Consider the following 15,132-nt stretch of genomic DNA (forward strand, 5'->3'; position numbering starts at 1 on the left):
TCTTTATAACCATTCATCATTTGAAACAAGAACTTCAGAAGCTGTACCTATGTCATCTAATGAGTAGTAAACAGTTCGACACCCAGCATAAAACATTGCATTAATTCGACTAGAACCGAAATATCTTTTCAATGAATCAAACTTCAGAAGTCTTTCATAAAAAATTTTGCTTTGCCCTCGAAAAGGATAATCCACAGGAAAAACATATACTCCATCGGAAGTCTGGAACCCATGCCCTGTCAAATAAATTAGTGACACATCTGCATTTTTCGAAAGAGCATGAAAACCATCCAGTATAACTTCTATTTCCATACATTGAGGGTCAATAGACATGATGGTATCAAACCCTGATTTCATCAAAGACTGCGAAATACGCTGCATATCATAACTCGCCCCTAATAAGGGTCGAACCTCATCATGATAACTAGAAAAAATCATGACAAGAGCTACCCTTTTCTCATTATCTGGTACTGGTAATATTTGCCAATTATCAATATCATCTTCAACAGGAACCACTGGAATCTGAAATCCATGGCTTTTTACTTTCGTCAATTCAACTAACTGATGTTTAAAGTCTTTGAAGCTGAGAATCTCATATCCCAATAATTCAACTAACGCACTTGCAAATGGATTACCACCACTCTCATCTTTATCAAGTGTTGGCCTACCTTTTTGGGAAGCATAAAAATAAGAAATATCGAGATTATTAGTTAATAAATCCATACTAACCTCTTTGAATATCCGCCAGTGCCATTTTTCAACAATACTCGGAAGGAATTATTCATATTGACTAAACTTCCTGTAAAGAATAGCTTTTATATAAAATAATGAAATATATCAAAAGTCTATTGTTTGACTACGCTCCCAGATCCACAGCAAGCAACTTGCTCTCCCAGCATTTGTCCTGATAGCAAAACAAAACCCATTTTTTTCACACTCCCTTGCCACAAACCCCAGCCCTAACCCATGCCCATTGGCTTTAAAACTCTGTGCATCCCCCTGCATCACCGCTTCCACCTGCTCCGGCGTCATCCCCACCCCATTATCCGAAACCGAGATAATTAACTGATTTTCAGATACTTCTGCCTTGACAATGATCTCCCCTCCCGGCTGTTCCCCAAACTTCTCCGCCACCGCCTCAAATGCATTTTTCACCAGGTTGTGGATGATCAGATAGGTAGAGCCAGCGCGTTCCTCAAACTGGCAATTGTCCGCATCCGGCGGGAAATCAAGGCGCAGGGTAATACCCGGATGGCTATGACCATTCCCCAGCAGCAACTGCACGTCATTACGCAATTCCGCCAGTGTAATCAGCCGCTTGGGAGCCTGTTTATTGCCGATTCCATCTAGCACCAGCGCTGAAACCTTGGACATATACCCCAGCGCCCGCTCCTGCCGGTCTATGTCTTTGGACATAGCCACGGCTGAATGCCGCAAATGGTCGACTGACATCGCGGCAACGCCGATCAGGTTGCTGATCTCATGGGCAAGGGCGCGGACGGAATGCCCAATCGCAGCATCGCGCTGCAAGCCTCGCGCCTCTTTTTCCATGCGGACGATGCGCCACTGCATACCCAACAACTCGACCAGCTCATCATGCAAGTAGTGACCCAACCGAAAGAATACGAACACCAGCCCCGCATAACCAACCAGCAGATAAAGCCACAGCCACGGCACGGGCGGGCAAAACAGGCACAGCACCCCGCCGTAATCAGGATGATGGGTAAAATGACCCGTACAAACAGATGACGATAATGCTTGCGCAAATGCGCCTGCCACACGACCTCGCCCGCTGGTGATTATTTCTGCATATCCCCTCGCTTGGGCGGCGCTAGGCGGCCTGCCTACGGGCAGCCATTTGTACCGCCTCGGTACGGTTACGTGCATGGAGCGCCCGCAAAATCGCGCTGACATGCAGTTTGATAGTGCCATCCGAGCAACTCAGCTCTCTGGCAATGGATTTATTGGGCAAACCTCGTGCCATCAAGCGGAAAACCTCCCGTTGACGCGGTGTCAGACCTGCCATTCCTGGCATTTCATCGCTATCCGGCATGGTAGGTGGGGGGGAATTCCCGGAATCGCTAGGAAGACTGCTTTTGGCTTCCGCCAACATTGAGGGTGAAATGTAGATTTCACCCGCCAAAATCAGGTGCAAAGCATTTTTCACATCCCCCGCCCCAGCAGATTTGGCAATATAGCCACGCGCCCCGTGTTCAATCAGCTTGCGGGCAATTTCAGCATCATCCGCTCCCGACATGATCACCACAGGCGTTTGCTGAACCTTTTCCTTTATCAGGGCAAGAGCAGCCACGCCAGTTCCACCCGGTAAAAAGACATCCAACATGATCAAATCGAAATTGGCATACTGACACAGAACACCCACGGCCTCCTCCACAGACCCTACTTCAAAGACGGCAGCACCGGGGTAAAAATGTTCCAGCAAGCTACCCAACGCTTCGCGGAACAATGGCTGATCATCCACAATTAAAATACGCATAATAAGCCCTCTCTTGTCACTTTCAACACTCAAAAACTATATTAATAGTATAGGTAAAGAGGGGGATAATTCGACAAATGATATAGACTTAAGCAAGTTTTTTTTATGAGGTCTTGATATAAGGCATATATTTTTAATCACTGATTTTCAACACAAACCCCTGATTCCCATAAGCCCATAGCCGCCCGCCCAACATTTCCGCTATTATCCTTTCCATGAAATACCAAGACCTGCGCGACTTTATCCAACAACTGGAAAAAATGGGTGAACTGAAGCGGATTACCGTCGAAGTCGACCCGTATCTGGAAATGACTGAAATCGCCGACCGCGTGCTGCGCTCCGGTGGCCCCGCCCTGTTGTTCGAGAATCCGAAAGGACACCGCATACCCGTGCTCGCCAACCTGTTTGGCACACCACGCCGCGTAGCCTTGGGCATGGGTGAGGAATCCACCGAAGCCTTACGCGAAGTCGGCAAACTACTGGCCTTGCTGAAACAGCCTGATCCGCCGAAAGGCTTCAAGGATGCCTTCAACAGCCTGCCCATTTTCCGCAAAGTGCTGGATATGGCACCGAAAGTGGTCAGCAAAGCCGCTTGCCAACAGGTAGTGGTCGAAGGTCACAAGGTGGATTTGAGCCAACTGCCGATCCAGCATTGCTGGCCGGGGGATGCCGCGCCCTTGATTACCTGGGGCTTGGTAATTACCAAAGGGCCAGAAAAAAAGCGCCAGAATCTGGGCATTTACCGCCAGCAGGTGATCGGCAAAAACCGCGTGATCATGCGCTGGCTGTCGCATCGCGGCGGGGCGCTGGATTTCCGCGAGTTCCAGCAAGCCAATCCGGGTAAACCGTTTCCGGTGGCCGTGGCGATTGGTACTGACCCAGCAACGATTCTGGGTGCAGTGACGCCCGTGCCGGATACGCTGTCCGAGTATGCATTTGCAGGCTTGTTACGCGGTTCGCGCACGGAGTTGGTGAAAGCCATCGGTGCGGATTTGCAAGTTCCAGCGTCGGCAGAATTTGTGTTGGAAGGGCATATTTACCCCGATGACATGGCTCCCGAAGGGCCTTATGGCGACCATACCGGCTATTACAACGAGATTGATAGCTTTCCGGTATTCACCATCGAGCGCATTACCCACCGCAAAGACCCGATTTACCACAGCACTTACACCGGGCGTCCACCGGATGAACCGGCGATTCTGGGCTTGGCATTGAACGAAGTCTTCGTGCCAATTTTGCAGAAGCAGTTCCCGGAAATTGTGGATTTCTACCTGCCGCCGGAAGGCTGTTCCTATCGCATGGCCGTGGTCAGCATCAAGAAGCAGTATCCGGGGCACGCCAAGCGGGTGATGATGGGCGTATGGTCATTCCTGCGCCAATTCATGTACACCAAGTTCATCATTGTGGTGGATGACGATGTGGATACGCGCAAGTGGGAAGATGTGATCTGGGCAATGACCACGCGCATGGACCCGGCGCGGGATACCACGCTGATCGAACATACGCCGATTGATTACCTCGACTTCGCCTCGCCCGTTTCCGGCTTAGGCTCGAAGATGGGGATGGATGCGACCAATAAATGGCCGGGCGAAACCACGCGCGAGTGGGGAACCCCGATTGTGATGGATGAAGCCGTGAAAACCCGCGTGGATGGGATGTGGAAGGATTTGGGATTGTAAAACAGTCACGCAACTCGTCTGATGTGTCTTTTCAGCTATTGAAACCACGCAGAGCGTGGCGTTAGACTAACTCATGCCAATAAATGCCCGCCTCCCTCTGCCACGCAAAACCCTGTTCCGGCTGCGCAGCATCTTGCTGATCGTGATGTTGGCGGTATTGGCCTTGCCACTGGGAGGGCTGTACTTCTTCCGCATTTATGAAAATGAGCTGGTACAACAAACCGAGTTGGAATTGATTTCGCAATCAGCCGCGCTCGCCGCCACCTTCCGCCAACTGGTACGCGACCAACCGCGCGACAATGATTACGGCTACGTGCAGTTTTCCACTTCGCTGACCCAACCGGATACCTCGAACCCCCGTCAGGAACCCATCGGTAATGCTTTTTATACGCCCGTCATCCCCAGCGTTGACCTGATTGCCCCCATTGAACCACCGCGCCCCGAGGCACGCCCCAGCACCCGAGCCGTTGACCCACTTGCCCGCAAAATCGGCAAGCACATGAAGCAGATTTTACACGATACTCAGCAAATAACCCTGTCTGGGATCCGCCTGCTCGATGCGAAAGGCACCGTCATTGGCGGGCGTGAAGAAGTCGGCTTGTCACTCGCACACATCCCGGAAATCAAACAAGCCTTGCAAGGCAAATACGCCAGCATTATCCGCCAGCGCCTCTCAGACGAACCGCCACCGCCACTGTATTCCATCAGCCGAGGAACTCATGTACGCGTCTTTACCGCCTTCCCCATCATTGAGGAAGGGCGGCTGCAAGGCATTGTTTACCTGTCGCGTACCCCGACCAATATCATCAAACACCTGTACGAAAACAAAGGCATCGTATTGCTGGCAACCTTGAGCTTGCTGGTGCTGGCGGTATTACTGATCCTGTTCGTGTCCTCCACCATTTCGCGCCCGATCCGCGAATTGCTGCGCCAAACCGAACGTGTGCGCCAAGGCGAACAACGCGAAGTCGAGCCTATCCAGAACCCCGTCACCAAAGAAGTCGCACAACTGTCGGAAAGTTTTGCAGGCATGTCACACGCGCTGGCGGAACGTTCCGATTACATCCGCCGCTTCGCCACCCATGTCTCGCACGAATTCAAAACCCCACTGACCGCCATTCAGGGCGCACTGGAATTGCTGCACGACCATATCGACACCATGCCCCCGGAACGCCGCGAGAAATTCATCCAGAACCTGCTAGACGACACCCAACGCCTCAAACAACTGGTCAACCGCCTGCTGGAACTGGCACGCGCCGACGCGCTGGAAACCAGCAAAGACAGCAGCAACCTGCCCAACCTGTTCAAAGCGCTCAACAACCGCTATCAGGATCGCGGCCTGACACTGCATTTCAGCAGGCCGCTACCCAACACTGCGCTGGCGATTGCCCCGGATGCGCTGGAAACCGTCGTCACCAACCTGTTAGACAACAGCCTGCAACACCGCGCACACCGCATAGACATCCATACCAGTGCTAATGGCAACAACCTGCAACTGCGCCTGCACGACGATGGCGAAGGCATTTCCCCCGCCAATCGTGACAAGATTTTCACCCCATTTTTCACTACCAAGCGCACCAAAGGCGGCACCGGACTGGGGCTGGAAATCGTCACGTCCATCCTCAAAGCTTATGGCGGCAACATCCGGCTGGGGAATGCCTCGCAAGGGGCAGAGTTTGTGCTGGAACTCCCCCTTTTTCCCTAACGGAAATAGCAGCATAGCCAATGTGTTGCTATGCTTAAGGTATCCGCTGACAAGCACGGGAGAAGGAAAATGCGATATTGCATACGCCTGATAGTGCTACTAAGCCTATTGGTATTCCTGCCGCTAAACGCACAGGCAGAGGGGAAAGTGCTGGTCATCCACATCGAAGGTGCGATTGGCCCCGTCACCCAGGATCTGATTGTGCGCAGTATTGCGCGGGCAGAAGCAGAGTCCGCCGACCTCTTGGTGCTGGAAATGAATACACCCGGCGGACTGGATACCTCCATGCGCACCATTATCAGTGCCATCCTCGCCTCCAAAGTGCCGGTTGCCACTTACGTTGCCCCCTCCGGCTCACGCGCTGCCAGTGCGGGAACCTACATCCTCTATGCCAGCCACCTTGCGGCAATGGCTCCCGCCACTAACCTCGGCTCTGCCACCCCGATCCAGATCGGCGGCTTGCCCGGCGTACCCAACCCACCCAAGCCTGAAGCGCAAGATGCCATCCCCAAAACGGTCGAACCAGCCGATGCGATGGAAAAGAAAATTATCAATGATGCCGCCGCCTACATCCGTGGCCTTGCCGAATTGCGTGGGCGTAATGCAGCATGGGCAGAAGCAGCCGTGCGCGAAGCCGTCAACCTCACCGCCAGCGAAGCCTTGGCAAAAGGTGTAACCGACATCGTTGCCACCGACATGGATGACCTACTGCGGCAGGTAAACGGCAGGGAAGTGACGACCACAGCGGGCAAAATGATACTGACGACCGCTGGTTCCAGCATTGAACGCATCGAACCCGACTGGCGTTCCGAGTTGCTGGCGGTTATCACTAACCCAAATATTGCCCTGATCCTGTTGCTGGTGGGCATTTATGGCCTGATTATCGAATTTTCCAACCCCGGTTTCATCCTGCCCGGCGTGACGGGTGCCATCTGTTTATTGCTAGCGGCTTATGCCTTTCAGATGTTGCCGGTCAATTACGTGGGGCTGGCGCTGATCATTATCGGCATCGGTTTCATGATCACGGAATTTTTCGTGGTCAGTGGCGGGGTACTGGGTGTAGGCGGGCTGCTGGCTTTCGTGATTGGTTCGGTGATCTTGTTTGACGACCAGTACCTTGCCATTTCCCTGCCGTTATTTGGCGGCATTGCGGTGATTGCAGGTGGCTTCCTGTTGTGGATGCTGAGCCGTTTTGCAGCATTGCGCCATACACCCGTGGTCAGTGGCATGGAGCACCTGATCGGGCAAGTGGGAAAACCCATTCAAGCCTTCAGCGGGCAGGGTCACATTTACCTCAATGGCGAATACTGGTCTGCCCATAGCACCCAACCCATACGAGCCGGGCAAGCGGTCAGGGTCACGGCGGTGCACGACATGATGTTAGAAATCCAACCCGAGGAGAAAACCTGATGTTGCTCGAATACCTTGTCCCGCTGGTAATGCTGGGCGCGATTCTGTTTTCCGCGATCAAGATTCTGAACGAATACGAGCGCGGCGTGGTGTTTTTTCTGGGACGCTTTCAAGCGGTCAAGGGACCGGGGCTGATCATCCTGATTCCCGGTATCCAGAAAATGCAGAAGGTGGATTTGCGGGTGGTGACCATGGACATCGCCAAGCAGGACGTGATTTCCCGCGATAACGTCACGGTGCACGTCAGCGCGGTGCTGTATTTCCGCGTGGTCGACCCGGAACGTTCCATCATTCAGGTGGAAGACTACTACATGGCCACCAGCCAATTGGCACAAACCACCCTGCGTTCGGTGCTCGGCCAGCACGATCTCGACGAAATGCTTTCCAAACGTGACAAGCTCAATATCGACATCCAGAAAAGCCTCGAAGACCAAACCGCGACGTGGGGCATTAAAGTCACCAACGTGGAAATCAAGCACATTGATCTGGATGAAAGCATGATCCGCGCCATTGCCAAACAGGCCGAAGCCGAGCGCGAACGCCGCGCCAAGGTCATCCACGCCGAAGGTGAATTGCAGGCATCGGAAAAGCTGCGTGGTGCTGCCGACGTGCTTTCCGGCAACCCACAAGCCTTGCAACTGCGTTACCTGCAAACCCTCAGTGACATTTCCACCGAGAACACCACGACTATCGTGTTTCCGCTACCGATCGACATGATGAGGTCTTTCCAGAACTGGATGGATGGGCAAAATACCAAACCAAAGACCTCCGACCCCGAGTAATCACCTGCCGCATCACCGGCAGGCAACTGCTGAGTGATGTTATGCGTTATCTGAAAACACTGTTGCTGGTGCTACTGCTCTTCCTCTCGACGTATGCGCAAGCCTTCGTTGCCCCCGCCACGGTCGAGGTGGAAAGCCAAGAGTGGGGCGATGCCGACCCCAAAGACGTGCGAGCCGTGTTGCAATCGGTCATTGAGGTCATTTCACCCTACGTGGCAAAGCGCAATTTCGGCAATATCCTTGTCAGGAATGACCCCAAAGGCCCGGTATCACTTTATGAAAAAGGCCCTACTGATGAATACATCATCCTGCTGAACGTCAAAGGGCGTTACTGGGCGCAACTGGCTTACCAGTTTTCCCACGAAATGTGCCACCTGATGTCCAATTACGATCTGGAACCCAATAATGCCTCACACCAACAATGGTTTGAGGAATCCTTGTGTGAAGCCTTCAGCCTATTCGCGCTGGACAAAATGGCAGAGCAGTGGGCAAACAACCCGCCTTACCCACAGTGGCAGGAGTTCGCCCCCAAATTCACCGAATACAAGCAAGACATGTTCAAACAAACCCACCGCAGGCTCCCCAAAGGGATGAAAATGCCTGCCTGGTACCAACAATACGCCAAAACCCTGAGCGCCGACCCCTACGCCCAAGGGCGCGACCTGAATGAGCTGGTTGCCAACCAGTTACTCCCCATTTTTGCAGAAAACCCGGCAACGTGGGAAACCATCAACTACCTGAATCTGGAAGATGATAGCGAAGACAAGTCATTGGACAAACACCTATCAGATTGGCAAAAAAATGTACCGCTCAACTGGGAGCCTACCATTAAAGAAATTAAGCAAATCCTGATAAACCCAAGCTGAGCATACCTTTCCTCGGAAAAAGGTTTTTTGACTCCCAAAATAATTTTATAGTAACCTACGTGAAAAGATGAATTTTTAGACAGTACATCCGTCATAAAAATAAGAATAGCGGTAATAGATAATAGGGTGCACACCATGAACAAGAAGCCATTGCTACTTTTATTAGCATTAACCATCTTCATGATCGGCTACTGGATACCGGAAGACCGCCATGTCCCGGTGGAAGGTGCGCAGACGTATAATCTGGCTAACATCGCTTACGGCTACAAAGTCGGCGGCATCAACGCACAAAAAGGCATCAACATTTTTGCCCACAAAGGCACACCCGTCGAAGCAACCACCAGTGGCATCGTGCTTTATCACGACAATACCCCGGATGGCGAGCACTCTGTTTGGGTACTGGGCGCAAAATGGCGCTTACATCATTATGCTAATCTGGATCAGGTCAGCGTGAAAACCGCTTCATGGGTCAAGACCGGTCAGAAGATCGGCACAATTGGTGCTCCGGCACACAGCACACCTGCCGCTACCAGCCTGTACTATTCCATCCGCAGCCTGCCACCACAGGTGACGGAATGGAAACCGGCGCAATCCATAGGGCTGGATCAGGTGTTTTACGTCAATCCGCACGAGTTTTTAACGAATTACCAGAATGATAAGACAGGGAAGCATCCCTAATCCCCTAAAATTATGACGTTCGGCTCTTCCAGCGTTAGAATGTGGCTTTGCAAGCTTTCGTTGTCAGGAGTACACCATGCCCGTATACCGTTCCCGCACCTCCACTGGCGGTCGCAACATGGCTGGCGCACGCGCTTTGTGGCGTGCGACCGGCATGACCGATGCAGATTTCCAGAAACCCATCATCGCCATCGCCAACTCGTTCACCCAATTTGTACCGGGGCATGTGCACCTCAAAGACATGGGGCAACTGGTCGCGCGTGAAATCGAAGCCGCTGGCGGCGTCGCCAAAGAATTCAACACCATCGCGGTGGATGACGGCATTGCCATGGGACACGGCGGAATGCTGTATTCCCTGCCATCCCGCGAGCTGATCGCCGATGCGGTGGAGTACATGGTGAATGCACATTGTGCCGACGCACTGGTGTGCATTTCCAATTGCGACAAAATCACGCCAGGGATGCTGAACGCCGCCATGCGCCTGAACATTCCCACCATTTTCGTCTCCGGCGGGCCAATGGAATCCGGCAAGGCCGTGATCGGTGGCAAGCTGGTGAAGCTGGACCTGGTTGATGCAATGGTCTCCGCTGCCAACAGTGCCGAAAGCGACGAAAACGTGGAAACCATGGAACGTTCCGCCTGCCCGACCTGCGGCTCGTGTTCCGGCATGTTCACCGCCAACTCGATGAACTGCCTGACCGAAGCGCTGGGCTTAAGTTTGCCGGGCAATGGTTCCACGTTGGCGACGCATTCCGACCGCAAGCGTTTGTTCCTCGAAGCCGGGCGTATCATCGTCGGCTTGGCGAAACGTTACTACGAACAGGATGATGAAACCGTATTACCGCGTTCCATCGCCACGTTTGAAGCGTTTGAAAATGCCATGTGTCTGGACATTGCCATGGGCGGTTCCACCAATACCATCCTGCACTTGCTGGCAGCAGCCGAAGAAGGCGAGGTGAATTTCACCCTAAACGACATCGACCGCCTGTCACGTAAAGTCCCGCAATTGTGTAAAGTTGCACCCTCCACGCCGCTTTACCACATGGAAGACGTACACCGTGCCGGGGGCGTGTTTGCGATTCTGGGCGAACTCGACCGCGCAGGCTTACTGCACCGCGAAGCAGGTACTGTCCACGCCACCAATATGGCAGAAGCCCTGTCGTTATGGGATGTACGCTTGACCGACGATGCCAAACGCCACGAATTCTTCCGCGCAGGCCCCGGTGGTGTTCCTACACAAGTCGCGTTCAGCCAAAGCAAACGCTGGGATACCCTCGACACGGATCGTGCCAACGGCTGTATCCGCGACAAAGCCCACGCTTACAGCACCGAAGGCGGCCTTGCCGTATTGTTCGGCAATATCGCGTTGGAGGGCTGTGTTGTGAAAACCGCTGGAGTCGATGACAGTATCCTCAAATTCTCGGGCCCTGCGCGTATTTTCGAGTCACAAGATGCGGCAGTAGCAGGCATTCTCGCCGACAATATCGTCGCGGGCGACATCGTGTTGATCCGTTACGAAGGTCCACGCGGCGGCCCCGGTATGCAGGAAATGCTTTACCCCACCTCCTACATCAAGTCCAAAGGCTTGGGTAAAGCGTGTGCGCTGATCACCGACGGGCGTTTCTCTGGTGGTACATCCGGCCTTTCCATCGGCCACGTATCCCCGGAAGCAGCCGAAGGCGGCGCCATCGGTCTGGTGCAGGAAGGTGACATGATCGACATCGACATCCCCAACCGCACCATCAACGTGCGCATCAGTGATGCAGAACTTGCCAGCCGTCGGAGCACAATGGATGCACAAGGCAAAGCAGGCTGGAAGCCAGTAAATCGTGATCGGGTGGTAAGTGCAGCGTTGAAAGCGTATGCGGCAATGACCACTTCGGCTTCGCGTGGCGCGGTGCGTGACGTAACGCAGTTGGAAAAGTAAACGGATCATAAGCCTTGTTAACGGTCAAGCCCTTGTGGAAAAGCATCCAACAACGCCCCTCCACACTGGCTTCGCCCTTGCTTAAAGACATGCCCGTGCAGAACACAACCCTGCAATAAACCGCCCCAGCGGTCATTCATGGCTGGATGACCGCGCTGCGTCTCCGTATACTTTAAGCCCCCTGTTGTTGAGATGATGCATGAAAGACGCAATTATTGTCGGCGGTGGCATACTGGGTATGCTAACTGCCCGCTCCCTGCACGAAGCTGGCCTCAAAGTGATGATCATCGACCAAGGTGAGTTGGGCAAAGAATCCACATGGGCAGGCGGCGGCATCCTCTCGCCCCTGTATCCGTGGCGTTACCCTGACGCCATTTCGCGCCTCGTCCAGTATGGCCAACAACATTACCCCGCACTGTGCAACACCTTGCAAGGTGAAACCGGCATTGACCCGCAATGGCTACCCTCCGGTCTGGTGTTCACCGATGATAACGAGTATGCCAGCGCACAAGCCTGGGCAAGCACTTGGGGGCATGAGTTACAGCACCTCACCTCAGCCGCTACCCTGCACGCCTGTGAACCGCAACTGGCGGAACACTTCCAGCAAGGGATGTTCATGCCCGGCATGGCACAAATCCGCAACCCGCGCATTGCCGATTCCCTGCGCACCAGCCTGCGCTTGCTACCCATTGAAATTGCTGAACATTACCCTGTCACCGGGCTGGAAACAGCCGACGGGCGAGTGACGGGTGTGCGTTTGGGTGAGGAGGTGTTCCACGCTAACAAGGTAATTCTCACCACGGGCGCATGGACAAGCTTGTTCCCGGAAATGCAGGCGCTGAACGTCAATATACGCCCGGTGCTGGGGCAAATGATCCTGTTTCGCGGTGCAAAAGGCTTGCTGAACCGTATTGTGCTGCACGACGGCACTTACCTGATCCCTCGCAAGGATGGGCGCATCCTGTGTGGCTCCACTCTGGAAATGAACGGTTTTGACAAGCGCACCACAGAAGCCGCCAAAGCAGCCTTGCAGGAAACCGCTTACCACATGATGCCAGCGCTGCGTGACTTACCCATCAACAACCATTGGGCAGGCTTGCGCCCCGGCTCCCCGAATGGCGTGCCGTATATCGGCGAACACCCGGAAATTGCCAGGCTATACGTGAATGCCGGGCATTACCGTTACGGCGTCACCATGGCGCTGGCCTCGGTAGACATGCTCACCGACACAATGCTGGGCAAAACCCCACGCATTGACCCAACGCCCTACCGTCTGGATGCCGTGCGCACCCCAACAGCAGAATTTGGCTAACCACTAAAGACTAGGTAGAGACGCAAGCTGTTGCGTCTCTACCGTGATACTGCTTTCGCGAGGGGGTTATGCAGCACCAGCCAAACCCCCAACAGAGTCAACGCCATCCCCAGCCATTGCTGCAACGTCAACACCTCTTGACATCCTCCTCGCCCTAAAGAACGAGGATTCCTCCTACGAGACGGCTATGCCCAGCCGCGAGAATGTTCCGAGCTGCATTGACATCTCTGTTGTGCAGCGTGCCACACTCGGCACACGTCCATTCTCTTATTCCAAGTCCTGCTCTACCTTTCGGACTGCTGGCGGAAATACTTTTAGCATGAACCAGCCTGCATCCAAGACGCTTTTCGCCATCGTGGTTTTGGCTAAGGCGGAACTGCTGACGTTGCCGACAACGATGAGTTCATTCTCACACACCAGCTTGGTGGTGAACTTTTGTAGCGCATCTTTACGCTTGTTTTTGATCTTGGCATGAATCGCTTTCACGCGCTTTTTCTGTTTGGCACGTTGGGCAATGCCTAGCTTTGCTTCGAGGTTGCGGTAGAAATCACCGCATTCTAGCTTGTCGCCATTGCTGCACGTCATAGAACACCATTCAGCGGTTTCCTGATTCGCCTCAAATGCCATGCGTGACAGAATCGCCGCGTGTTTGTCGCGAACTCTGACCGATAGCGTTTTGAGGGATGCTGTGGGGGCAATTATCAGACGATGATGACCCGTTTAGGCGTGAGTGACAACAGGGAAATGGCATGAAAGGCAGGAGATACGCCACCAACGGATAGGTTAGCTAAAGACGCTTATATCCCCGACCTGAAGGACGGGGCTTTACGCGAATATTGGTAAGGTGGCGGCAGTTGCAACAATCCGTACAGGGCTTCAGCACTACCTTGGTTAGCTGCTTTGGCGAACCAGTGTAGTGCCTGTGCATAATCCTGTTCCACACCGTTACCTAGGGTGTACATCAGCCCCAAGTTGTACTGGGCAGCAGTATCTGTCAGCGATGTCAGGGTGTTGTCCTCTCAAAACTTCACAAATGCGTCTGATAGGCTTCTTTTAACGATACGATTTAGACTTTAAAAAGGAGTTACTTAGCGCGTCAAGCAGCCGCTCCACATCTTCCCGCGTATGCGCCGCCGATAGCGTCACCCGTAAGCGGGCAGTATCGACGGGCACGGTGGGCGGGCGGATCGCCGTCACCAGTATGCCGCGCTCTTCCAGCTTGCGGCTCAGTTCCAGCGCCTTTGCACTGCTGCCAACCATGATCGGCTGGATCGCGGTGCTGGAAGGCATTAGCGGCACACCCAGTTGTGTAGCACCTTGCCGAAATTGCTGGATGAGTGCCTGTAAATGTTCACGTCGCCAGGGTTCGGTTTGCACCAATTGCAGGCTTGCCAAGGTGGCGGCAGCAACGGCGGGTGGTTGTGCGGTGGTGTAAATCCATGTTCGTGCGGTCTGGATGAGATAATCAATCAAGTCGTGTGACCCTGCGATGAATGCACCTGCTGTGCCGAGTGCTTTGCCTAACGTGCTCATCAGAATGGGTACATCGTCTTGCGTTAATCCCTCGGCTTCCACCAAACCTGCGCCGGTTTTGCCGAGTACTCCGAAGCCGTGGGCATCATCCACCATTAACCATGCATCGTGATGTCGTGCCAGCTTTGCGAGTCTTGATAGCGGTGCAACGTCACCATCCATGCTGAAAACGCCATCGGTGAGGATGAGTTGGGTCGCACCCTCTCCTTCCTGTGCCAGCAAGCGTTTGCCGAGATGATGGGTGTCATTGTGGGGGTAACGGATCAGTTTTGCAGCGGAAAGCAAACCTGCATCTACCAACGATGCATGGTTTAAGCGGTCGGCGTACACCACGTCATTGCGCCCATTCAATAGCGCATTCACTACCCCCAGATTCGCCATGTAACCGGTGGAAAACAGCAATGCGCGTTCCCGTCCGGTGAAGGCAGCCAGTGCTTCTTCGAGTTGCTGGTGGGGGCGTGAATGCCCATTGACCAGATGCGCCGCACCACTGCCAACGCCATAGGTATTGGCGGCTTGCTGAAAAGCGTGGATAACGTCGGGGTGGTTGGCAAGGCCAAGGTAGTCATTGCTGCAAAATGTCAGCAACGCTTTGCCGTCGATATGCCTATGTGGTTGTTGTGGGGAGTCGGCGACGCGGGTGCTGCGGTAGAGATGCCGGGAACGGCGGGAGTCGAGTTCGGTGCGGAGTTTGGTGAGTTTGGGATCAGTCGTCATCAAGATTCACCGGTAGTGAGGATCTT

At 53.7% G+C, this 15,132-nt stretch carries 15 protein-coding genes; 8 read left to right on the forward strand and 7 right to left on the reverse strand.

Features of this window, described 5'->3' with window-relative positions; all coding sequences use genetic code 11:
- Positions 1-3 precede the first annotated feature (3 nt).
- From J9253_RS15060 to J9253_RS15070, 3 genes are all read right to left on the reverse strand, one after another.
- Positions 4-723, reverse strand: coding sequence for a caspase family protein (locus tag J9253_RS15060; protein ID WP_210221732.1), 720 nt, complete (start codon positions 721-723; stop codon positions 4-6).
- 114 nt (positions 724-837) lie between these two features.
- A complete protein-coding gene (locus J9253_RS15065; protein WP_210221733.1) occupies positions 838-1,779 on the reverse strand; it encodes a sensor histidine kinase in 942 nt (313 codons plus the stop codon).
- 52 nt (positions 1,780-1,831) lie between these two features.
- Positions 1,832-2,497 carry a response regulator gene (locus tag J9253_RS15070; protein ID WP_210221734.1) on the reverse strand — a complete coding sequence of 222 codons (666 nt, stop codon included), beginning with the start codon at positions 2,495-2,497 and terminating at the stop codon, positions 1,832-1,834.
- Positions 2,498-2,712: 215 nt separating this feature from the next.
- Here J9253_RS15070 and ubiD point away from each other — a divergent pair, with 215 nt between their 5' ends.
- From ubiD to thiO, 8 genes are all read left to right on the forward strand, one after another.
- Positions 2,713-4,176: a 4-hydroxy-3-polyprenylbenzoate decarboxylase gene (ubiD, locus tag J9253_RS15075; RefSeq protein WP_210221735.1), complete on the forward strand. Its 1,464-nt coding sequence runs from the start codon at positions 2,713-2,715 to the stop codon at positions 4,174-4,176.
- A 73-nt stretch (positions 4,177-4,249) separates the two neighbouring features.
- On the forward strand, positions 4,250-5,881 hold the full coding sequence (locus J9253_RS15080; protein ID WP_210221736.1) for a sensor histidine kinase: 1,632 nt from the start codon (positions 4,250-4,252) through the stop codon (positions 5,879-5,881).
- Between the two features lie 69 nt (positions 5,882-5,950).
- Positions 5,951-7,291 (forward strand): NfeD family protein, encoded by a 1,341-nt coding sequence (locus tag J9253_RS15085; RefSeq protein WP_210221737.1) that lies wholly within the window; start codon positions 5,951-5,953, stop codon positions 7,289-7,291.
- Positions 7,291-8,073, forward strand: coding sequence for a slipin family protein (locus J9253_RS15090; RefSeq protein WP_210221738.1), 783 nt, complete (start codon positions 7,291-7,293; stop codon positions 8,071-8,073). The genes J9253_RS15085 and J9253_RS15090 overlap by 1 nt, the downstream gene beginning before the upstream one ends.
- A 41-nt stretch (positions 8,074-8,114) precedes the next feature.
- Positions 8,115-8,939, forward strand: a complete 825-nt coding sequence (locus J9253_RS15095; protein ID WP_210221739.1) for a hypothetical protein — start codon at positions 8,115-8,117, stop codon at positions 8,937-8,939.
- A 135-nt stretch (positions 8,940-9,074) separates the two neighbouring features.
- Positions 9,075-9,617 carry a M23 family metallopeptidase gene (locus tag J9253_RS15100; RefSeq protein WP_210221740.1) on the forward strand — a complete coding sequence of 181 codons (543 nt, stop codon included), beginning with the start codon at positions 9,075-9,077 and terminating at the stop codon, positions 9,615-9,617.
- 76 nt (positions 9,618-9,693) lie between these two features.
- Positions 9,694-11,544: a dihydroxy-acid dehydratase gene (gene ilvD / locus J9253_RS15105; RefSeq protein ID WP_210221741.1), complete on the forward strand. Its 1,851-nt coding sequence runs from the start codon at positions 9,694-9,696 to the stop codon at positions 11,542-11,544.
- Between the two features lie 199 nt (positions 11,545-11,743).
- Positions 11,744-12,856 (forward strand): glycine oxidase ThiO, encoded by a 1,113-nt coding sequence (gene thiO / locus J9253_RS15110; RefSeq protein WP_210221742.1) that lies wholly within the window; start codon positions 11,744-11,746, stop codon positions 12,854-12,856.
- Between the two features lie 154 nt (positions 12,857-13,010).
- Here the strand turns inward: thiO and J9253_RS21440 are convergent, their stop codons facing one another.
- The 4 genes from J9253_RS21440 to bioF form a co-directional block, all read right to left on the reverse strand.
- The gene (locus J9253_RS21440; protein WP_456121897.1) at positions 13,011-13,184 is read right to left on the reverse strand and encodes a zinc ribbon domain-containing protein; all 174 of its coding nucleotides are present in this window, start codon (positions 13,182-13,184) and stop codon (positions 13,011-13,013) included.
- Entirely contained in the window at positions 13,124-13,483 is a 360-nt protein-coding gene (locus tag J9253_RS21445; RefSeq protein ID WP_456121569.1) for a transposase, read from the reverse strand. Before J9253_RS21445 ends, J9253_RS21440 begins: the two co-directional genes overlap by 61 nt.
- 170 nt (positions 13,484-13,653) lie before the next feature.
- On the reverse strand, positions 13,654-13,863 hold the full coding sequence (locus J9253_RS15120) for a tetratricopeptide repeat protein (RefSeq protein WP_323128878.1): 210 nt from the start codon (positions 13,861-13,863) through the stop codon (positions 13,654-13,656).
- Between the two features lie 46 nt (positions 13,864-13,909).
- Positions 13,910-15,106, reverse strand: coding sequence for an 8-amino-7-oxononanoate synthase (gene bioF / locus J9253_RS15125; RefSeq protein ID WP_210221744.1), 1,197 nt, complete (start codon positions 15,104-15,106; stop codon positions 13,910-13,912).
- Positions 15,107-15,132: the final 26 nt, after the last annotated feature.

The sequence above is a fragment of the Thiothrix litoralis genome (assembly GCF_017901135.1).
Classification (GTDB): Bacteria; Pseudomonadota; Gammaproteobacteria; order Thiotrichales; family Thiotrichaceae; genus Thiothrix; species Thiothrix litoralis.

What these genes read in the sequence shown, in the direction of transcription:
- J9253_RS15095 (WP_210221739.1), top strand. Translation starts at nt 8,115, where the DNA reads ATGCGTTATCTGAAAACACTGTTGCTGGTGCTACTGCTCTTCCTCTCG.
- J9253_RS15100 (WP_210221740.1), top strand. Translation starts at nt 9,075, where the DNA reads ATGAACAAGAAGCCATTGCTACTTTTATTAGCATTAACCATCTTCATG.
- ilvD (WP_210221741.1), top strand. Translation starts at nt 9,694, where the DNA reads ATGCCCGTATACCGTTCCCGCACCTCCACTGGCGGTCGCAACATGGCT.
- J9253_RS15070 (WP_210221734.1), bottom strand. Translation starts at nt 2,497, where the DNA reads ATGCGTATTTTAATTGTGGATGATCAGCCATTGTTCCGCGAAGCGTTG.
- ubiD (WP_210221735.1), top strand. Translation starts at nt 2,713, where the DNA reads ATGAAATACCAAGACCTGCGCGACTTTATCCAACAACTGGAAAAAATG.
- bioF (WP_210221744.1), bottom strand. Translation starts at nt 15,106, where the DNA reads ATGACGACTGATCCCAAACTCACCAAACTCCGCACCGAACTCGACTCC.
- J9253_RS15085 (WP_210221737.1), top strand. Translation starts at nt 5,951, where the DNA reads ATGCGATATTGCATACGCCTGATAGTGCTACTAAGCCTATTGGTATTC.
- J9253_RS21445 (WP_456121569.1), bottom strand. Translation starts at nt 13,483, where the DNA reads ATGGCATTTGAGGCGAATCAGGAAACCGCTGAATGGTGTTCTATGACG.
- J9253_RS15080 (WP_210221736.1), top strand. Translation starts at nt 4,250, where the DNA reads ATGCCAATAAATGCCCGCCTCCCTCTGCCACGCAAAACCCTGTTCCGG.
- thiO (WP_210221742.1), top strand. Translation starts at nt 11,744, where the DNA reads ATGAAAGACGCAATTATTGTCGGCGGTGGCATACTGGGTATGCTAACT.
- J9253_RS15090 (WP_210221738.1), top strand. Translation starts at nt 7,291, where the DNA reads ATGTTGCTCGAATACCTTGTCCCGCTGGTAATGCTGGGCGCGATTCTG.
- J9253_RS15060 (WP_210221732.1), bottom strand. Translation starts at nt 723, where the DNA reads ATGGATTTATTAACTAATAATCTCGATATTTCTTATTTTTATGCTTCC.